The organism is Janthinobacterium sp. TND4EL3 (assembly GCF_900156175.1).
Lineage (GTDB): Bacteria > Pseudomonadota > Gammaproteobacteria > Burkholderiales > Burkholderiaceae_D > Janthinobacterium.
The window spans coordinates 109,207-127,509 of the sequence record NZ_FTMV01000010.1 but is presented as its reverse complement, the minus strand read 5'-3'; the positions used below and the strand labels follow the sequence as shown (position 1 = coordinate 127,509).

Genomic DNA, 18,303 nt, shown 5'->3' with positions numbered 1-18,303 from the left:
ATCGCCTCACCCGCGTTTCTATTCCCTACCGGCACATTGCCGGCATGGCGCCATTACAGCGAGTAGTACATGTCGAACTCGGCAGGATGCGTGGTCATGCGCATGCGCTGCACGTCCTGCATTTTCAGTTCCAGGTAAGCATCGATCATGGAATCGCTGAACACGCCGCCACGGGTCAGGAACTCGCGGTCCTTGTCCAGGGCATCGAGTGCTTCTTCCAGCGAAGCGCACACGGTCGGGATCAGTGCGTCTTCTTCCGGCGGCAGATGGTACAGATCTTTCGAGGCGGCTTCGCCCGGATGGATCTTGTTGGCAACGCCGTCCAGGCCGGCCATCAGCAGTGCGGCAAAGCACAGGTACGGGTTGGCCAGCGGGTCCGGGAAGCGCGCTTCCACGCGGCGGCCTTTTGGATTGGCCACGTGCGGGATGCGGATCGAGGCGGAACGGTTTTTCGCCGAGTACGCCAGTTTCACCGGCGCTTCGTAGCCTGGTACCAGGCGCTTGTACGAGTTGGTGCCCGGGTTGGTGATCGCGTTCAGTGCCTTGGCGTGCTTGATGATGCCGCCGATGTAGTACAGGGCGAAATCGGACAGGCCGGCATAGCCGTCGCCGGCGAACAGGTTTTTGCCATCTTTCCATACGGATTGATGCACGTGCATGCCCGAACCGTTGTCGCCAACGATAGGTTTCGGCATGAAGGTGGCGGTCTTGCCATAGCTGTGCGCCACGTTCCAGATCACGTACTTCATGTTTTGCGTCCAGTCGGCGCGCTCGACCAGGGTCGAGAACTTGGTGCCGATTTCATTCTGGCCGGCGCCAGCGACTTCGTGATGATGTACCTCAACCGGGATGCCCAGCGATTCCAGGATCAGGCACATTTCCGAACGCATGTCCTGGAAGCTGTCCACTGGCGGCACGGGGAAGTAGCCGCCCTTGACGGTAGGACGGTGGCCGCTGTTGCCGCCTTCGATGTCCTTGCCGGTCGACCACGAACCTTCGTCCGAACCGATCTTGACGAAGCAGCCCGACATGTCGATCTTCCAGCGCACGCTGTCGAAGATGAAGAATTCCGGCTCAGGGCCGAAGTAGGCGGTGTCGCCCATGCCCGACGATTTCAGGTAGGCTTCGGCGCGTTTCGCGATCGAGCGCGGGTCGCGGTCGTAGCCCTTGCCGTCCGACGGTTCGATCACGTCGCACTGCATGAACAGCGTCGTTTCTTCCATGAACGGGTCGATATTGGCCGTGTTTGGATCCGGCAGCAGGATCATGTCGGACGCTTCGATACCTTTCCAGCCAGCGATCGAAGAACCGTCAAAGGCATGGCCCGACTCGAATTTGTCCATGTCGAAGTGCGACACGGGAACCGTCACGTGCTGCTCTTTACCACGGGTATCGGCAAAGCGGAAATCAACGAATTTGACTTCGTTTTCTTCTACCATCTTCAAGACTTCTGCGGCTGTCATTGCCATGCGTATCTCCTAAATGAATGTGGGGTGAGCCGACCTTAGTGCGTCTGGGCTGATGAAGCGAAGCAAACATTGCGTGCCACCAAAACTCATAAGGATCATAGCAGATTCCATGCCAGCTCCAGAACAGACTTGGCCGCCAGGGGCAAAACCCGGCTATCCCAATGAAAGTTTTCCCGCCCGTGGTGTCCAGGCAGGGTTTGCGTCAAATCAAGAATGCACTATGCAAGTGCAGAAAACAAATAACGCACCATTATCGTGCATTTTATGTCGTTTTCTGAAAAATGCCTCGTTGTGGTGCATTGACCGGGCGCCATGCATTCCCGTTTGCGGGGCGCGGACGGCGCACTATAATCGTACACACCATCCCACTTTCATCGAGGACGCCATGACCACCGCCGCCGACATCCTGACCACCGCCCGCAGCCGGGCCAATGAAGGCACGCCGTATGCCGGCGCCGTCACGCCGCAGGAAGCGTACGAGCTGCTGCAGCTGGACGCAGCCGCCAAGCTCATCGACGTGCGCACGAATGCCGAGCGCGACTGGGTCGGCCGCGTCGACATCGCCGATACCCAGCATGGCGCGGTACAGTGGGCCACCTACCCGGGCGGCGTGCCGAATCCCGATTTCCTTGCGCAACTGGCCGCCCAGGCCGGCAAGGACGAGGTGCTGCTGTTCCTGTGCCGCTCCGGCGTGCGCTCGCGCCATGCCGCCAAGCTGGCAACCGAGCACGGCTACATGAACTGCTTCGACATCCTCGAAGGGTTTGAAGGCGACAAGGACGCCGACGGCCACCGCAAGCAGATCGGCGGCTGGTGCAAGGCAGGCTTGCCGTGGCTGGGCGCCTGACGCTGGCCGCTTGACTATCTGAACCGTGTTTGATCTGGCGGGCCACGCGATGGCCCGCCATCGGCTACAACCATCCATGCGCGCCCGATTTTTCAACTGCGGCGCCGATTCTCCTTGAAATAATGTACCTTATATAGTACAACGTAGAGGTGCGTCATGGATGCTTCCGGCTTGCGGCAGATTACCCTGCTGTTCTACGCGAACGGCAATGGCGGCGAACCCGTGCGCGACTGGCTCAAGTCGCTCCCCATCGAGGAACGCCATGTGATCGGGCAAGACTTGATGCATGCGCAATGGCGCTGGCCCGTGGGCATGCCCCTGTGCCGGCATCTGGGGCACGGCTTGTCGGAGGTGCGCAGCAGCTTGCCCGGCAAGCGCATCGCGCGCGTGCTGATCTGCCATCACGGCGATTGCCTGGTGGCGCTGCACGGCTTTATCAAGAAAACCCGGACGACGCCGGAAGACGACCTGGCGCTGGCCCGCAAACGCTACAAGGAACTGACATGAACGCCACCGCCCCCCATCTCGGCAGCAGCCTCGACGACTTTTTAAAAGAGGAAGGCATCTTTGAGCAAACGCAAACCCGCGCCATCAAGGAAGTGATCGCCTGGCAACTGACGCAGGCGATGCAGGAACAAGCGATGTCGAAGACGCGCATGGCGGCCCTGCTGCAGACGAGCCGCTCGCAGCTCGACCGCCTGCTCGATCCCGGCAGCGACGTGACGCTCTCCACCCTGGAGCGGGCCGCCGCGCTGCTCGGGCGCAAGCTGTCGGTCACCCTCGTCTAAACTACCTCGGGGTGTTCGCCCATCAGGGTCAAGATGCGCTTGCGCACGAAATTGATGTGGCTGCGCAAGCCGTACAAACCATCGGCAAACGACAAGGGAATCGAGATCTGGTTGACCATTTCCTCGATCTGGTCCAGCCGCTTCAATTGCTCCGCATACACGTGCGCGCGCTGCTCTGGCGGCACGTCTTCCAGCGCCTGCTCGACCGTGCGCAGCTGGCCGTACCAGCGGTACACGCGCGAGCGGATGCGCCACACGTACAACGGCGGCACGACGCGCGACAGGGGCAAGATCAAGGCGCCGAGCGCCACCACCAGCACCCACATGCGGTCAAAGAAATTAGCCAGCCAGAAACTCATATAGCGCTGCAGCACGGGCGCGCCATCCTTGTAGAATTTCAGCGCTTCAGGCGCCACGGGAATTTCCGTGTAGCGCGCGGACGGGAATTGCCCCTGCTGCTGGAACCAGCCCGTGCCGCCGTGAATACCGGCCGCCGCCTGCACGAACAGGTCGACGAGGGCCGGATGCAAGTCTTCGCGCGCGACCAGGGTGGCCGTCGGCGCGATCAGGTGATAATCCTGCGCGGGAATGTTCTGCCCCAGGTCGACGATACCGCGCGGCAAGACCACATGCGTGAGGAAGGGCAAACGCCGCGTGTACGCTTCCGCTTGCGAAAAATCAAACAGCTTGATGCCCGGCGTTTGCAGCAGCATCTGGATCAGCGGCGCTTCCGGCGCCGAGCTGAACACGAGGCCGTCGATGCGCCCTTCCAGCAGCTCCACCGTGGCGGGCGTGTTCTGCAAGGCGCTGACGGTCAGCTCGCTGGCTTCCACGCCATTGACGGACAGCAACTGCCGGAACAGGCTGGGCACGCCCGTGCCTTCCGGCCCCAGGTTGATCTTCATGCCCTTCAATTGCGTCAGCTCCGTCACCGCCTTGTCTTCGCGCAAGAACAGCCACACGGGTTCCGTAAACAGGCTGCCCAGGGAGATGAGGCCATGGCGCTCGGCATCGGCGTGTTCCGTCGAGCCGCTTTGCACGAAGGCGATATCGGTCTTGCCCGCGTTCAGGCGCTGCAGGTTTTCCTGCGAACCCAGCGATGGTTGCAAGGTCACCTTGATGCCGTGTTTGGCCAGGGTGGCCGCGTATTTCTTGCCGAATTCCTCATACGCGCTGTTGTCCTGCCCTGTCGACAAGCTCACCTGGCGCGGCGGCGCCGGGTCGACCAGCCAATAGGCGAGTGCGCAAAACGCGCCGACCAGCAGCAAGGTGGGACCGGCGGTGGCGAGGAAATCGCGCACGGAAAAGCGGCTGAACGCGAGGATTTTGGACATGTGGTGGCGCATAGGTTTCATGGGTGGCTACGATGCCAAGAAAACCTCAACTATGCAAGGCACTTTCACATGCGCGGCATGGCCAAATCCGCTACAGTGGCAGATCGACCACCTGCCCTCTGGAGCCCCGCATGCTGAAAATTCTTGGAAAAGCCGCCTCGATCAATGTCCGCAAAGTCTTGTGGACGTGCGAGGAACTCGACCTGCCCTACGAACGCGAAGACTGGGGCAGCGGCTTTCGCAGCACCGACGACCCGGCCTTCCTGGCCCTGAATCCGAACGCCATGGTGCCCGTGCTCGTTGACGGCGACCTGGTGCTGTGGGAATCGAACACGATCTGCCGCTACCTGTGCGCCCAGGCGGGCCGCGACGACTTGCTGCCGAGTACTCCCCGCGCCCGCGCGGAAGTGGAAAAATGGATGGATTGGCAAATGGGCGACTTGAACAACAGCTGGCGCTACGCCTTCATGTCCCTCGTGCGCAACAGCCCCGCGCACCAGGATGCGGCGCAGCTGGCCGCTGGTATCGCGGGATGGAACAAGATGATGGGCGTGCTGGAACAGCAGCTGCAGCGCACGGGCGCCTTCGTGTGCGGCGAAGCGTTTACCGTGGCCGATATCGTGCTGAGCCTGTCCGTCAAGCGCTGGCTGATGGCGCCGATGCAGCGTCCAGCGTATCCGGCCATCGCCGCGTATCACGCGCGCCTGCAAGATAAAACGGCCGTGTTTACCGGCTAGCAAGAAAAAACGCCAGCATGGAAGCTGGCGTTTTGCTACATCCACATGCGCCTAGTTGGCGCACTGCCTGGCCACGCCCTCGGCCGGCGCGGGCGGCTCGATCAGCGGCATCAGGCTCGGCGCCAGCGACACGAGCAATTGCACGGGCAAGGCGCTGGTGAAATCGTAGTTCTTCGATTCCGGCCCGCGCACATATGCCGTCATGCTGCCATAGAAGCGCTCGCCGATATTGAAGACGAACGTGGCTGAACGGTTCACATAGCGCGACTCGATCAAGCGACCACCGGCGCCATACACGTCGAAACGCTGGTCGCCCGTCCCCGTCTTGCCGCCCATCGGGATAGGCACGCCGTCGGCGCCGACGAACGCCGTCTTCGCCCGTTTCGCCGTGCCGTCCGACACCACTTCGCGGATGGCCTTGGCCACGGCTTTCGCCACGTCCGGCGACAGCACTTGCTCCGCCTCCACCTTGCTGCCCCGCTTGACCATGGTGTCATACGGCGTATTGGCGGCGAAATGCATGGAATCGATGCGCACGCTCGGTTTGCGCACGCCATCGTTGATGATGATCCCCATCAACTCGGCCAGCGCGGCGGGACGGTCGGCCGACGCGCCCAGGGTGGTCGCATACGACGGCACCAGCGAATCGAAGGGGTAGCCCATCTTCTTCCACTGGCGGTGGATTTCCAGGAACCCTTCCACTTCCAGCAAGTTGGCGATGCGGCGGTCCTGCGCATGCTTGCGGTGCGTGTTGAACAGCCATTTGTAGACTTCCTGGCGTTCCTTCTCGCTGGCCGCCACCATCTGCGACAGGGTGGAGCCTTCGTGCTGGCGCAGGTACGCGACCATCCACAGTTCCAGCGGGTGCACATTGGCCAGATAGCCACGGTCGGCCAGGGACCAGTTTTCCATCGCATACTGCTCGTACAGCTTGGCGACGCGCTCGGGCGGCACTTCATTTTGCGACGGCAGGTTGGCGTTGAGGAAATCGCCGAATTCCGCCACCGTGCCCTTGGGATTAACGGTGCGGAAAATGTTCGCCAGGCGCACGGGGGTCGGGCGGATGCTGGCCAATAAAATCTTTTCCTGCTCGTCGACGCTCTTGCCGCGGTATTTCTGATAGAAACGGTGCAGGAATTCGCGCCCTTCCTTGTCGGCAAAACGGCTCAGGTACTGGGCCCGGCGCGGATCGTCCGCGTCCGCCAGCAGCGAGGCAGAGGAATCGGGACGCGAAAACATGTAGTAGCGGGCCACGTCGCGCATCAGGCGCACGAACACCAGGTTGGTCGACTGGCGCAGCGCCTGCTGCACCGTCATGATGCGGCTGTCGTCAAGCTTGGAAAAGTTGCCGAAATGGTGCAAGCCGCCCCCCGTGAAGAAGCCTTCGGCCGGGTTGCCCGAATACTTGCGTTCCATGGCGGCCGCCAGCATGGCCGGCAGGTTGCGCGCTTCGCCCAGCGGCAAAGGTTTCAAATAGGCAATAGCCCACTGCGACAACATATCCTTCGGATCGACGGCAATCTTGCCCAGCTCGGCGGCACCCATGCCGCTGTAGCGCTGGTGCAGCTGGTCGATGATGTCCAGGTACGTCACCAGGGTGCGCAGCTTGGCCGTGGAACCGAGGTCCAGCTTGGCGCCTTCGTTGATGTCGAGCGGCTGGTCAAAGTTATCCGTCTGCACGCGCAGCAAGTTGGCTTGCTCGCCCTTTTGCAGCAAGGTAAAACTGTAGACGACGTTGGCGGGGTCGCCATTGCCCAGCATGCCCTTGCCCGTCAGGCCGGCCGCTTTCGCCACTTCCGGGTCGCGCAATTCGCGCAAGACCTTGGTGATGGCGTTTTGCGCCTGCGCGTCGAGCGTGCTGACCACTTTCAGGTCGAGGCGGTCGAGGTTGTACAGGCGCGGATCGCCGAGCATGCTGGCCAGGTGGTTGCGCACGGCATTCGAAGCCTTGCGCGTGACGAACGAGGTCGACGCTTCCGATTGCACGCCCGAAGCCGTCGATGGACGCAGCTTCTCGGCGATGGCCGCATCGCGCAACTGCGGCGAGATCACGCCCGCCTGCGCCAGCAGGCGCAGATGGCTGTTGGTCAGCACTTCCAGGTCGGCGCCACCTGCCACCAGGTAATGCGAGGGACGGCGCTGCGCGATCAGCAGGCTCAGCGCCTGCTTGTAGGCCAGCGCACTGCCGGGCTGATCCATTTTTCCACTAAGCAAGGTTTTCACTTCGGCAAATGGACGCCCATACCAGACCCACATGCCGTCGCCAATGCCGTTGACTTCGCCAAAACCGCTCTTTGCCGACAGCGGCACGGTATTGAGGTAATTGACGACGATCTTGCGCCGCGCTTCCATGGTGTTTTCGCCATCCTGGTACGAACGCAGGCTGGCCGAAATCATCTGCAGCAGCTTGTCCTGCATGGAACTGGTGCGCCCGTCTTCGGAATGGCGGTATTTTTCGATCTGCGTGGCCAGGGTGCTGCCGCCACCGCCCCGGTGGCCGCCGAACAGGTTCAGCGCCTTGTCGAGGATGGCCTTGCTCAGGCGGTCCCATTCCACGGCGGGATTGCGCTTGGGCGTGCCCGGGTCGAGCAATTCGCGGTTTTCGATGAACAGCAGGCTTTGCACGAGCGCGGGCGGCGCTTCGGCAAAGCCGTCGAACATGCGCTCGGGATAGCTGGCCGCGAACAGGGGTGCGGCGCGGCAATCGAGAATGCTCAGTCCCGCGCGGTTTTTCTCGTGATAGGTGGCAAAGATGCCCCGGTCGACCAGTTGTACCATCTTCGGCGACATGCGCGCCTGCGCCGTGACGGCGTAGTCGCGCGCGTTGAGCTTGGTGATGAAATCAGGCAGGCTGGCATAGCCAAGCCGCTCGTCATACGGGCCGTGCTGCGGATAGCGGATGGCGTCGGCCGGCGCCGGGCCAGGCTCGACCTTGAACGTCAGCTGGCGGTCGAGATGCGTGAAAAACTCGGCCTGCAGGGCCGAAGTGCGCACTTCGCGCATGACGAACCAGGCCACGCCGGCAAGCAGCGCCAGCACGATGATCAGGAAAATGGGCCAGATGCGCGAACGGCGCTTCTTCGGCAGGCTCGCCGGGGGCGGCGCCTCGGGGCCGGCTTCGGCTGCCGGATCGGTGGGGAGCCGCTCTTGCGCGGCCAGGTTGACGCCTGTGTCTTTCATGGGATGCTGGGGTAAGGTTGGGTTTGGACGGCGCGAAAAAGACGGTAGCGATACCGCTCCGCGCGGGATAAGACGAAGGCCCGCCAGGGCCGGTCACAACAAAGCTTGCTTAACATGATGTCCATACCGGTGAATCAAAAAACACGCTACTGCACAGGCAGGCAACCCTGCATTCGACACGCAAGGCCCCTGTGCACCATTCCACCACATCGGCATGAAAACGACTGACGAGCGCGCACAAAAATCTTGCTTCATTGAAGATTTTCGCAAAAAAACAACGACTTGGACTGTACGCTTGCGTACATAGATGCAAAGCGGGCTGGACGCCGGCGAAAAAGCCGCCGGCGCCGGGCTGGCGGCATGTCAGATGGTGGTGTATTCCGCCTGCAGGGTATCGAGTGCGGCGCGCATGTCCGCAAAGGCGGCTGCGGCCTGTGCAGGTTCGCCCTTGACGCCCAGTTCGATATGCCGGCGCGTCTGTGCATCGCCCACGCTGGGCAGGCTGAATACCTTGATCAGCGGAAACTGCGCTTCCAGGCGTACCATCAGCGGCGTCAGCAGCGATTCCGCCGTTTCGTACACGAGCAAGGCGTGTTCAGCGTGCGGCACCCGGTTGAACAAATGGCTGTAATGCGTGTCCAGCACCCATTCGATCATGGGCCAGGACATGACGGGAAAGCCCGGCACGAAATAGTGCTCGCGCACGGCAAAACCGGCAATCTTGTTGTACGGATTCGGAATCAGCTCGGCGCCTTCGACAAATTCCGCCATTTTCAGGCGGTGCAGGTTTTCCGGCGAGTGCAAATCGGCCGGCACGCCCGCCTCCTCTCCCATTTCCGTGATCCGTTGCTGGATATTGAGCTTGCCCTGTGGATGCAGCACCAGCGGCAAGCCCAGCGCATCGGCGGCCGCCTGGCGCGTATGGTCGTCCGGCGTGGCGCCGATGCCGCCAAAGCTGAAGACGATGTCGCCGCTGGCAAAGCTGCGCTTGAGCAAGGCCACCAGGCGCTCGGGGTCGTCGCCCACGTATTCCGCCCAGCTCAGCTGCAAGCCGCGTGCCTTGAGCATGCCCACTACTTTCGGGAAATGCTGGTCAGTGCGCTTGCCCGACAGAATTTCGTCGCCGATGATGATCAGTCCGATAGCCATGAAATTTCCTTCTTTGATTCAATAGTTAAGCTCAGGCGTCCGCCGGCGCCACGTCCGTCATGCCGCGCTGGCCCCGCAGGCGCGCCAGTGCTTCCAGGCAGTAATACTGGAACCACAGGCCCGTAAAGATAAAGATCAGTACATACAGCCAGATGGCGAACGCCGCCAGGAAGGGGAAGAACACCACCGACATCGCGCCGCCCATCCACAGCAGGCCCGGCACGGCGCCGGCCGCGCCGGAGACCATGCCGATGGCCAGCAGGGGCCAGCGCTGCTCGCGCATGATGGCGTGGCGCTCGTCCACGCTGGCGTAGTCGGCCATCGCGTCATAGGCCATGACCCGGTACGTCAGCCAGCCCCAGAGAATCGCCTGCGCCACCAGGGCGGCCGGCGGGAAGGCATACAGGGGCAGCAGGATGACCCAGGCGATGATGAACAGCAAAAAAGTGGCCAGCGAGGTGCCGACACTGCCCAGCAAACTGCCGCCATGCTTCTTTTCCAGCTGCGGAAAATGCCGCCCGCCCACGTGGCGGGCGATGGCCGGCATGGCGAACAAGCCCATGAAGATCAGCGCCGTCAGGATCATCAGCGGCAGCAGCATGAACATGGCGATCAGGGGCACGATCACGGCTTTCAGCATGCCCAGGCCGAAGGTGGCCAGCACCTGGCCGCTGGTGCGGAAGAAGTCGTACTGCGTGAACAGCGCATGCAGGCTGTCGATCAGCGGCTGCAGGCCCACATACAGCAGGGCGCCCCACAGCACCACCGACAGGATGAACGGCACTGCGCTCAGCAGCAGTATCTTGCCGTGCAATTGCGACAGCAAGGCGCGGCCATACGAATTCAACACATTGCGCATCAACGGCGTCCTTTTCGTTTTAATCTTGCAAATTCCACCATGCGGCGCAGGCCCAGCCATTGCTGCTGCCAGAAGCCGCGGCCATAGCTGCGCCCGGGCCGGCCCACGCCCTGGCTGTCGATACGCGCCAGTTGGTCGCGCACGCCCGTGCGCGCATAACCGGCCGAGAAATTCGCGGTGCCCAGCAGCATATCCCAAATCGGCAAGACCACGCCGAAGTTGCAGCCACCCAGGCTGCCCTTGCCTTTCGACTCATGCCCCACGCCAATGGCGTGATGCGTGCGGTGGAAACGGGGCGAAATCAGCAGGCGCTCGCCGATGCGGCCGAAGTGTATCCTCACATTCGCGTGCTGCAAGCTTTGCAAAATACGCGAAACCGACACGAGCAGCACGTACTGGCCCGGCGGCACGCCGATGCCCAGCGCCACCAGCGCCATCACCACGTCGCGCAGGAAGTCATCGAGCAAATGGTTGCGGTCATCGCTCCACAGGTTCATGTTTTGCTGGCTGTGATGCAGGCTGTGCAAGCCCCACCACCAGCCGAAATGGTGCGAGGCCCGGTGATAGCAATAGTCGACGAAGTCCAGTATCACAAAATAAATGATAAAACTGAGCAAGGGACTGATGCCGGGCAACAGCGACTCCAGGTTCAATGGATGGATATTGTCGAAACGCAAGGCTCCTGCCAAGGCATCCATCAGCGGATCGAGCGTAAAGAAGACCAGCACGGAAAACAGGCCGATGCGGTGCAGCACCGTGTAGATAAAATCGTTCCAGCGGGCGCGCGGGTCCGTGATCTTTTGCGCGGGTATCAAGGCTTCGAGCGGGCGCAGCACGAGAAACAGCAGCACCAGCTCGCACAGGCCGATCAGCAGCCATTCCGTGCCCTCGAACGCCTCTTCCGTGAATTCGCCAAAGCCCAGGTGATAGACGAGCGGGTTGACCACAGTCTGGAACAGCCAGCCTTGCGCCACGCCAAACGCATCGACCACGGCGTCGATGGCGGGCGTGACGAAGCTGAGGACATCGGCGGCCATCATGGCTGGCCCTTCTTCTGCGCGTAGGCAGGATGCGCGCGCAGGGTGGCAAAGCAGAAACCCTTGTCTTGCAGGCCGGAAATCAAGGCATCGAGGTTGGCAGGCGCCCACGGCTCCTTGCGCGACCAGATGCCCATGTGGGCAATGAAGATGTCGCCGCTGCGCAAGTTCGCCAGCGCTTTCTTCAGCAGCATGGCGTTCGGGTACTTATCGCTGGGCAGCTCATCGCCGGAATACCCGGCCGGCGCCCAGCCCGCGTGCTGGTAGCCGCAGGCGCTGCCGGCCGCCAGGGTGCGCGGCGACGTGTAGCCGCCCGGCGCGCGCCAGAACGGGTCGAGCTTGCGGCCCGTCAGTTCCTGGAAGCGCGTATCGACGCGGCGCAATTGCTCGCAGAACTGTTTATCGGTGAACGAGGCCAGCTTGCCGCCGTCCTTGCCAAACTGGGGCTTGACCTGGATCAAGCCGTTGGCCAGATCCTTCTTCCAGTACACGTGGTCAAACGTATGCGTGCCGAATGCGTGGCCTTCGGCGACCCGTGCTTTCCAGTACGGCGCCCACGACGGGTCGAGCGAATAGTCGCCGCGCGTCGTCTTTTCATTGGCCAGGAAGAACGTGGCCTTCACCTGGCGCTTGTTGAGCACGTCGGCGATCAGTTGCGCTTGCGACTGGCTGCCCGTGTCGAACGTCATGTAGATCGTGCCCTTGCAGGCGGCCGGTGCAGAAGCTGCGGCTGGCACAGCGGCGGCAGGTGCAGCCGCGTGCGCGGACGTCAGCATGGCGCCGGCGCACAGCAGCATGGCGGGCACATGGCCCGTGGAAATCAGGCGTTGCATCATCACACCCGTCATCACATGCGCGGCGAGTGCGTGGCGAAATACACGCCATGGGGCGAGCGGCCGACCGGGATCGTCTTGATCACCTTGCGCGTGGTCAGATCGATCACGGCCACTTTCTTGATCCAGCGCAAGGTCACCCACATGGTCTTGCCATCGGGCGTGATTTCCATGCAATCGGGGCCACCGGGCACATTGATGGTGCCCACGTTTTCCAGGGTTTGCTGGTCGATGATGTTGATCGTGTTCGACACGCGGTTCGACACGAACGTCATGCGCTTGTCACCGAGCGCGCGGAAATTATGCGTGCCGGCGCCCGCCTTGATGCGCTTGACGGTCTTTTGCGTGCGCCAGTCGATCACTTCCACGTAATCGCTGCCCATGATGCCGACCAGTAAATATTTACCGTCGGGTGTCATCGTGATGCCGGCCGGCGCGGGACCGACGGGCATGGTCCATTTCACCGTCTGCGTGGCCAGGTCGATGGCGCTGACCTGGTTGCTGCCCTGCTGCGTGATGAAGGCCATGGTGCTGTCGGCCGTGAAGGCCATGTGGCTGGGCAACTTTGGCAGCGGGATGCGCTTGGCCAGGGTCAGGTTCTTGCCGTCATAGCGGTACAGGTCGATGCGGTCCAGGCGCAGCGAGTTCGAGATGAACCACTTCTGGTCGGGCGAAAAGCCGATCTGGTAGGGATCGAGGATGTTGCTGATGCGGCGCTGGATCTGGCCCGACACGGGGTCGAGGAAGATCAGCTCATTGCCGACGGAGCTGGCGACGATCAGCGACTTGCCGTCCGGCGTCTCCATCAAATGGTGCGGTTCCTTGCCGACGGCAAAGGTGGACAGGGGGGCGTAGGTTTTCTGGTCCAGCAGTTGCACCGTAGCATCACGGGAATTGAGTACCACCACCACTTCGGCTTGCGCCGTCGATATTGCGGAAACCAGGCACAGCGAGGAAAAAACAAGGCGGCGTAGACTGCGGAACATGGAAGAAATCACTGTTAAATACAAAACATGCATTTTACGTGGAACACCGTATTTATTGTGTGAAATCCCCCCTTAAATACAAGCCGTCGCCACACCTCGCCGTAACTTCCCCATTTTCCCTGCAGCGGGCCTGGAATGGCGCTTTGCAACTCATTGCTCTACAATCTGTAGCTTTCATCGCCTACACAAGGATAATCATGACCACCACCACGACCGCTTCCGGCCTGCAATACATCGACACCGTCGTCGGCGAAGGCGCTGAAGCGCAAGCCGGCAACAACGTTGTTGTGCATTACACGGGCTGGCTGCAAAACGACGACGGCAGCGCCGGTTCGAAATTCGATTCGAGCAAGGACCGCAACGATCCATTCGAATTCCCGCTGGGCGCAGGCCGCGTCATCCAGGGCTGGGACGAAGGCGTGCAAGGCATGAAAGTGGGCGGCAAGCGCCAGCTGATCATCCCGGCAGCACTGGGCTATGGCGCACGCGGCGCAGGCGGCGTGATTCCACCGAACGCCACCCTGATTTTCGACGTTGAACTGCTGGGCGTATAAGAACAGACTCCACAGCGCTCAAGCGACTGTACTGGCGCCGCCCCTGTTCACGCAGCGGCGGCGCTTTTGTTTTGAATGTGTCCTCTAATGCAAGGCGCGCTTTTTTCACTATGATGTCAGGCACTGCAGCACGCACGGTGGCCACTCCGCCGCGCCTGCCGCACTTTTCCAGCGATTCCATCAGTACACAGGAGCCATCATGAGTTTACAAGAGCAATTCGACCAAGCGCAGCTCGATTCCAAGACCCTGTCCGAGCGTCCGGACAATATGACCTTGTTGAAAATCTATGCCTTGTTCAAGCAAGCATCGAGCGGCGACGCCACGGGCGAACGCCCCGGCATGACCGACTTCGTCAACCGCGCCAAGTTCGATGCCTGGGCGGCCCTGGCCGGCACGTCGAAGGAAGATGCGCAGCAGCAATACATCGACTTGATCGAAGACTTGAAGGACTGATTCTTCCCTGCCCCGGCGCCCGCCGGGGCAATGTTATTATTTCCGCATGACACCATCACCGATTTCCCCGGCCCACGCCGACGACCTGCCCCGTCTGTTCGACGTCTGGCACCTGTCCGTGCGCGCCACCCATGATTTCCTCGCCGACAGCGATATCGCTTTCCTCATGCCCTTCGTCCGCGATGAGCTGGCCAGGGTGACGGCCGAACGCCTGCTGCATGTGCTGCGCGATGCCGATGGCAGCGCCTACGCCTTCCTGTGCGTCGAGCACGCCAAGATCGAGATGCTGTTCGTGCATCCCGATCAACGCGGCAGCGGCGCCGGCCGCACGCTGGTCCGGTACGCCATCACGGCCTTGGGCGCCACGGCCGTCGACGTCAACGAGCACAACACGCAAGCGCACGGCTTTTACCGCCACCTGGGTTTTACCGTGGAAAGCCGCTCGGAATGCGACCCCTTTGGCAAGCCTTTCCCCATTTTGCACCTGAAACTGGCTGAAAACGCCTGAAAACTCACCAAAAACCACGCAAACAGCCCGTTAACGCAAAAGTGGCTACCAAATCGGTAGCCACTTTTTTTACGCCGGTATCAGCCGTAAATTACTTTTTCGCTGCCGCCAGCGCTTGCGCGATCCAGCCGTCAAACGTTTGCTGGTGGTACTTGATCCAGCCGGCCGTATGGCGGGCAATATCGGCCTGCGTGTTTTCGCCGCGGCGCATGCGCTCGTTCTGCGCATTGATGTCGGCCACGGGCAATTGCATCACCTCGAACAGCTTGGCCGCGGCCGGATTCTTCTGCGCCCATTCCTTGTTGGCCACGATGCGCGCCGTGTTGACGGCAAAGCCGTAGTCGCTGCCATCGTCGAGGCGGGTATTTACCTTGTCCGGATTGGCCGAGAACGGCACTTTGAGCCAGACCACGTCCTTGCCCGGCACCAGCACGCCGCTGACCCAGTACGGCGTCCACGTGTAGTACAGGATAGGCTCGCCACGCTTGTAGCGGCCCAGGGTATCGGCGATCAGGGCCGCATAGCTGCCCTGCACGTGCGTCACCGTCTCGCGCAATTTGTACGCATCCATGTGGTTCTCGATCAGCGCTTCGCAGCCCCAGCCGGGGTTGCAGCCCGTCAAGTCGGCCTTGCCATCGCCATCGTGGTCGAACAGCTTGGCCAGGGTGGGATCGCGCAACTGGTCGATATTCGTGATGTTGTACTTTTCCGCCGTTGCCTTGTCGATCAGATAACCTTGCGCCGCAGGACCCGCATACTGGCCCGTGCGCAACAGCTTGGCGTCGCCGCCCGCATTGTTATAGAAGTCCTTGTGCATGGGGTCCCAGTGCACGGCCATGAAGGTGGCGTCGCCGTTGGCGATGGCGATATGCGCCGTCGGATACTCCACTTCCTTGATCGGCTGCACTTCATAGCCGAGCTTTTCCAGGGCCTTGTCAACCAGCATGGTCTGGAAGGTTTCTTCCGCGATCGAGCTTTGCAGCGGCTGTACCTTGACGCCCTTGCCGGGCAGCGCATCGGCGGCCGGCGCCTGCGCCATGGCCAGACTGGTGGTCAGCGCCATGGCCGCGATGGCCAGGGCGGAAAACAGCTGGAACTTGCGTTGCGATTTTTGCGTCTCTTTAAAATGTGCGATTTGATGCATGTAAATCCTTTCTTATTGTGCGTTGGCCAGCGTTGCTTGCTGTTCAACATTATTTTTCTCCGCGTTGCCGCGCACCAGGCGCAGCACGAAACCGGCAGGACCCGTCTGGTACCAGTGGCGCACGCCGCGGCGTGGCTGGCCCATCGCTTGCGTCAGGCGGTCCAGGGTGATGGCCAGCAGCACGATACCGAGGCCGCCGACCGTTGCCAGGCCCATGTCCAGGCGGCCGATGCCGCGCAATACCATCTGGCCCAGGCCACCGACGGCGATCATCGAGGCAATCACGACCATCGACAGCGACAGCATCAGCGACTGGTTGATACCGGCCATGATGGATGGCATGGCCAGCGGAAACTGCACGCGGGTCAGCAACTGCCACGGCGAGGCGCCGTAGGCGCGGGCCGCTTCGATCAGGTCGGGACGCACCTGGCGGATGCCAAGGTTGGTCAGACGCACCAGCGGCGGCAGGGCAAAGATGATCGTCACGATCACGCCAGGCGCATTACCGATACCGAACAGCATCACCACCGGCACCAGGTAGACGAAGGCAGGCGTCGTCTGCATGGCGTCGAGCAAGGGGCGCAGGATATTCTGTGCGCGGTCGCTGCTGGCCAGGAAAATACCCAGCGGCAAACCGATGGCCAGGCAGAAGGCCAAGGACGTCAGCACCAGCGACAGGGTGGTCATGGCTTCCGGCCAGATGCCCAGCATCGACACGAGCAGCAGCGCCAGCACGGTGCCGATGGCCAGGGTGCGGCTCGTGAATTGCCACGCCAGCAAGCCGATGATGGCGATTACCGTCAGCGACGGGGCCGCCAGCAGCACGCCTTCCACGCCGGACAGCACGCTGTCGATAGGTGCGCGCACGGCCTGGAAGAAGGGGCGGAAATGCGCCACGACCCAGCCCAGGCCCTGGTTGATCCAGCTTTCCAGCGGCAGCGAGCCGTCGAAAATCTGCGTCAGGTGAAAGCCGGCCGCATGTTCCGGCTGCACGGCGGGCGCGGCGGCGTCCAGCCAGGCGGTGCTGGCGTCGGTCGGCGGCGTCAGCGCCCAGGGATTGATCTGGGCGGCCTGTTCAACAACAGGCTCTACTGTGGAAACGGTGCTTGGGTTCATGCTTGTCCTTTCTGTTGTTGTTCGGCTATGGCTGGCGTATCGCGGTCGAGGAACTTCAGCAAGGTCGTCTTGCTGATGGCGCCGCGGAAGCTGCCGTCATTGGCCACCACAGGGACGGCGTAAGGCAGTTGCGCCACCTGGCCGAACAGGCCGGCGACGGGCTCGTCTGCATTGATGGTCTGCACGTCGGGCAGGTAGGCGTGGGCCAGGCCCAGCGGTCCCACATGGCCGTCGAGCGCATTGCGCAACGAATCGGCCGAGACGACGCCGAGGAACTTGCGCTGCGGATTGACGACGTAGGCAAACGCGCGATCCTGCTCTTCCAGCATCGACAGCGCGGCGCGCGAGCCGCGGCTCGGCGACTCGGACACGACGATCTGGCTCTTGCGGGCAATATCGCTGGCCTTGAAGACGGCCGCCGCATCGACGCCGCGCACGAAGTTGCGCACATAATCGTTGGCAGGTTTGCGCAGGATTTCTTCCGGCGTGCCCACCTGCACCACGTGGCCGTCTTTCATGATGGCGACGCGGTCGCCGATGCGCATGGCTTCGTCGAGGTCATGCGAAATGAAGACGATGGTGCGGCGCTTGATTTGCTGCAAACGCAGCAGTTCCGATTGCATTTCCGTACGGATAATCGGATCGAGCGCGGAAAATGCTTCATCCATCAGCAAAATCGATGGATCGCACGCCAGCGCACGGGCCAGGCCCACGCGCTGCTGCATGCCGCCCGACAATTCGTCGGGGTAGCTGGCGCCGTAGCCGTCCAGGCCCACCTGCTCCAGCGCTTGCTGGGCCAGCGCATGGCGCTCGGCCTTGGGCATGCCGGCCAGCTCCATGCCGAAGGCAGTGTTGTCGAGCACGGTAATTTGCGGCAGCAGCGCGAACGACTGGAACACCATGCTGATGTCCTTGCGGCGCAGGGCGCGCAGCTGGGCGTCCGGCAAGGTATTGATGTCGTTGCCGTCGATCAGGATGCGGCCGGCGGTCGGCTCGATCAGGCGGTTCAGCATGCGCACCAGGGTCGACTTGCCCGAACCGGACAGGCCCATGATGACGAAGATCTCGCCCGCTTCAATGGTAAAGGTGGCGTCGAAGACGCCGATGGTGCAGTCGGTCTTGGCCAGGATGTCCTGCTTGCTGGCGCCCTGGCGGACGAGTTCAAGTGCTTCTTCTGGCTTGTCGCCGAACACTTTGAACACATGGTCGATAATGATTTGTTTTGCCACGATGTGGTTCTCCCTCGATTTGACGAATGGATTGAAACCCAGCAAGCTGCCAGCTTGCGGCGGGAATCAGCAAACCCTG

General features: G+C 61.9%; 18 protein-coding genes. 7 read left to right on the top strand and 11 right to left on the bottom strand.

Going from position 1 to position 18,303, the window contains the following annotated elements; translation table 11 throughout:
- Positions 1–53: 53 nt before the first annotated feature.
- Positions 54–1,469, bottom strand: coding sequence for a type I glutamate--ammonia ligase (glnA, locus tag BXA07_RS16735; RefSeq protein WP_076569084.1), 1,416 nt, complete (start codon positions 1,467–1,469; stop codon positions 54–56).
- A 385-nt stretch (positions 1,470–1,854) separates the two neighbouring features.
- Here glnA and BXA07_RS16730 point away from each other — a divergent pair, with 385 nt between their 5' ends.
- The 3 genes from BXA07_RS16730 to BXA07_RS16720 all read left to right on the top strand — a co-directional run bounded on the left by BXA07_RS16730 (position 1,855) and on the right by BXA07_RS16720 (position 3,104).
- Positions 1,855–2,316 (top strand): rhodanese-like domain-containing protein, encoded by a 462-nt coding sequence (locus BXA07_RS16730; RefSeq protein WP_076569082.1) that lies wholly within the window; start codon positions 1,855–1,857, stop codon positions 2,314–2,316.
- A gap of 156 nt (positions 2,317–2,472) precedes the next feature.
- Positions 2,473–2,823, top strand: coding sequence for a type II toxin-antitoxin system RelE/ParE family toxin (locus tag BXA07_RS16725; protein WP_076569080.1), 351 nt, complete (start codon positions 2,473–2,475; stop codon positions 2,821–2,823).
- Entirely contained in the window at positions 2,820–3,104 is a 285-nt protein-coding gene (locus tag BXA07_RS16720) for a helix-turn-helix domain-containing protein (RefSeq protein ID WP_076569079.1), read from the top strand. Before BXA07_RS16725 ends, BXA07_RS16720 begins: the two co-directional genes overlap by 4 nt.
- On the opposite strand, the gene BXA07_RS16715 is transcribed toward BXA07_RS16720, so the two are convergent.
- Positions 3,101–4,438 (bottom strand): TAXI family TRAP transporter solute-binding subunit, encoded by a 1,338-nt coding sequence (locus BXA07_RS16715; protein ID WP_076569225.1) that lies wholly within the window; start codon positions 4,436–4,438, stop codon positions 3,101–3,103. The two genes, BXA07_RS16720 and BXA07_RS16715, sit on opposite strands and share 4 nt — an antisense overlap.
- Before the next feature lie 131 nt (positions 4,439–4,569).
- Between BXA07_RS16715 and BXA07_RS16710 the strand changes: the two genes are divergently transcribed.
- Positions 4,570–5,175 carry a glutathione S-transferase family protein gene (locus BXA07_RS16710; protein WP_076569077.1) on the top strand — a complete coding sequence of 202 codons (606 nt, stop codon included), beginning with the start codon at positions 4,570–4,572 and terminating at the stop codon, positions 5,173–5,175.
- Positions 5,176–5,226: 51 nt separating this feature from the next.
- On the opposite strand, the gene BXA07_RS16705 is transcribed toward BXA07_RS16710, so the two are convergent.
- The 6 genes from BXA07_RS16705 to BXA07_RS16680 form a co-directional block, all read right to left on the bottom strand.
- Positions 5,227–8,355 carry a transglycosylase domain-containing protein gene (locus BXA07_RS16705; RefSeq protein WP_083708343.1) on the bottom strand — a complete coding sequence of 1,043 codons (3,129 nt, stop codon included), beginning with the start codon at positions 8,353–8,355 and terminating at the stop codon, positions 5,227–5,229.
- Positions 8,356–8,718: 363 nt separating this feature from the next.
- A complete protein-coding gene (locus BXA07_RS16700; protein WP_076569076.1) occupies positions 8,719–9,504 on the bottom strand; it encodes a competence/damage-inducible protein A in 786 nt (261 codons plus the stop codon).
- A gap of 31 nt (positions 9,505–9,535) precedes the next feature.
- Entirely contained in the window at positions 9,536–10,363 is an 828-nt protein-coding gene (locus tag BXA07_RS16695; RefSeq protein ID WP_076569074.1) for an EI24 domain-containing protein, read from the bottom strand.
- Positions 10,363–11,400 carry a sterol desaturase family protein gene (locus BXA07_RS16690; RefSeq protein WP_076569221.1) on the bottom strand — a complete coding sequence of 346 codons (1,038 nt, stop codon included), beginning with the start codon at positions 11,398–11,400 and terminating at the stop codon, positions 10,363–10,365. The genes BXA07_RS16695 and BXA07_RS16690 overlap by 1 nt, the downstream gene beginning before the upstream one ends.
- Positions 11,400–12,236, bottom strand: coding sequence for a polysaccharide deacetylase family protein (locus tag BXA07_RS16685; RefSeq protein WP_244556308.1), 837 nt, complete (start codon positions 12,234–12,236; stop codon positions 11,400–11,402). Before BXA07_RS16685 ends, BXA07_RS16690 begins: the two co-directional genes overlap by 1 nt.
- Before the next feature lie 11 nt (positions 12,237–12,247).
- Complete coding sequence (locus tag BXA07_RS16680; protein WP_076569073.1) at positions 12,248–13,219, bottom strand: YVTN family beta-propeller repeat protein; 972 nt, start codon at positions 13,217–13,219, stop codon at positions 12,248–12,250.
- A gap of 197 nt (positions 13,220–13,416) precedes the next feature.
- Here BXA07_RS16680 and BXA07_RS16675 point away from each other — a divergent pair, with 197 nt between their 5' ends.
- The 3 genes from BXA07_RS16675 to BXA07_RS16665 all read left to right on the top strand — a co-directional run bounded on the left by BXA07_RS16675 (position 13,417) and on the right by BXA07_RS16665 (position 14,735).
- Positions 13,417–13,773 carry an FKBP-type peptidyl-prolyl cis-trans isomerase gene (locus BXA07_RS16675; RefSeq protein WP_034760263.1) on the top strand — a complete coding sequence of 119 codons (357 nt, stop codon included), beginning with the start codon at positions 13,417–13,419 and terminating at the stop codon, positions 13,771–13,773.
- Between the two features lie 199 nt (positions 13,774–13,972).
- Positions 13,973–14,227, top strand: coding sequence for an acyl-CoA-binding protein (locus tag BXA07_RS16670; protein ID WP_070219266.1), 255 nt, complete (start codon positions 13,973–13,975; stop codon positions 14,225–14,227).
- A gap of 46 nt (positions 14,228–14,273) precedes the next feature.
- A complete protein-coding gene (locus tag BXA07_RS16665; RefSeq protein ID WP_076569071.1) occupies positions 14,274–14,735 on the top strand; it encodes a GNAT family N-acetyltransferase in 462 nt (153 codons plus the stop codon).
- A gap of 91 nt (positions 14,736–14,826) precedes the next feature.
- Here the strand turns inward: BXA07_RS16665 and proX are convergent, their stop codons facing one another.
- The 3 genes from proX to proV are packed head-to-tail and all read right to left on the bottom strand — an operon-like array spanning position 14,827 to position 18,224.
- A complete protein-coding gene (proX, locus tag BXA07_RS16660; RefSeq protein WP_076569069.1) occupies positions 14,827–15,879 on the bottom strand; it encodes a glycine betaine/L-proline ABC transporter substrate-binding protein ProX in 1,053 nt (350 codons plus the stop codon).
- A gap of 12 nt (positions 15,880–15,891) precedes the next feature.
- Positions 15,892–16,995 carry a glycine betaine/L-proline ABC transporter permease ProW gene (gene proW, locus BXA07_RS16655; protein WP_076569068.1) on the bottom strand — a complete coding sequence of 368 codons (1,104 nt, stop codon included), beginning with the start codon at positions 16,993–16,995 and terminating at the stop codon, positions 15,892–15,894.
- Complete coding sequence (gene proV, locus BXA07_RS16650; protein WP_076569217.1) at positions 16,992–18,224, bottom strand: glycine betaine/L-proline ABC transporter ATP-binding protein ProV; 1,233 nt, start codon at positions 18,222–18,224, stop codon at positions 16,992–16,994. The genes proW and proV overlap by 4 nt, the downstream gene beginning before the upstream one ends.
- Positions 18,225–18,303 lie beyond the last annotated feature (79 nt).

Excerpts from the sequence above, each read along its gene's own strand:
- glnA (WP_076569084.1), bottom strand. The coding sequence starts at position 1,469 with ATGGCAATGACAGCCGCAGAAGTCTTGAAGATGGTAGAAGAAAACGAA.
- BXA07_RS16730 (WP_076569082.1), top strand. The coding sequence starts at position 1,855 with ATGACCACCGCCGCCGACATCCTGACCACCGCCCGCAGCCGGGCCAAT.
- BXA07_RS16725 (WP_076569080.1), top strand. The coding sequence starts at position 2,473 with ATGGATGCTTCCGGCTTGCGGCAGATTACCCTGCTGTTCTACGCGAAC.
- BXA07_RS16720 (WP_076569079.1), top strand. The coding sequence starts at position 2,820 with ATGAACGCCACCGCCCCCCATCTCGGCAGCAGCCTCGACGACTTTTTA.
- BXA07_RS16715 (WP_076569225.1), bottom strand. The coding sequence starts at position 4,438 with ATGTCCAAAATCCTCGCGTTCAGCCGCTTTTCCGTGCGCGATTTCCTC.
- BXA07_RS16710 (WP_076569077.1), top strand. The coding sequence starts at position 4,570 with ATGCTGAAAATTCTTGGAAAAGCCGCCTCGATCAATGTCCGCAAAGTC.
- BXA07_RS16705 (WP_083708343.1), bottom strand. The coding sequence starts at position 8,355 with ATGAAAGACACAGGCGTCAACCTGGCCGCGCAAGAGCGGCTCCCCACC.
- BXA07_RS16700 (WP_076569076.1), bottom strand. The coding sequence starts at position 9,504 with ATGGCTATCGGACTGATCATCATCGGCGACGAAATTCTGTCGGGCAAG.
- BXA07_RS16695 (WP_076569074.1), bottom strand. The coding sequence starts at position 10,363 with ATGCGCAATGTGTTGAATTCGTATGGCCGCGCCTTGCTGTCGCAATTG.
- BXA07_RS16690 (WP_076569221.1), bottom strand. The coding sequence starts at position 11,400 with ATGGCCGCCGATGTCCTCAGCTTCGTCACGCCCGCCATCGACGCCGTG.
- BXA07_RS16685 (WP_244556308.1), bottom strand. The coding sequence starts at position 12,236 with ATGATGCAACGCCTGATTTCCACGGGCCATGTGCCCGCCATGCTGCTG.
- BXA07_RS16680 (WP_076569073.1), bottom strand. The coding sequence starts at position 13,219 with ATGTTCCGCAGTCTACGCCGCCTTGTTTTTTCCTCGCTGTGCCTGGTT.
- BXA07_RS16675 (WP_034760263.1), top strand. The coding sequence starts at position 13,417 with ATGACCACCACCACGACCGCTTCCGGCCTGCAATACATCGACACCGTC.
- BXA07_RS16670 (WP_070219266.1), top strand. The coding sequence starts at position 13,973 with ATGAGTTTACAAGAGCAATTCGACCAAGCGCAGCTCGATTCCAAGACC.
- BXA07_RS16665 (WP_076569071.1), top strand. The coding sequence starts at position 14,274 with ATGACACCATCACCGATTTCCCCGGCCCACGCCGACGACCTGCCCCGT.
- proX (WP_076569069.1), bottom strand. The coding sequence starts at position 15,879 with ATGCATCAAATCGCACATTTTAAAGAGACGCAAAAATCGCAACGCAAG.
- proW (WP_076569068.1), bottom strand. The coding sequence starts at position 16,995 with ATGAACCCAAGCACCGTTTCCACAGTAGAGCCTGTTGTTGAACAGGCC.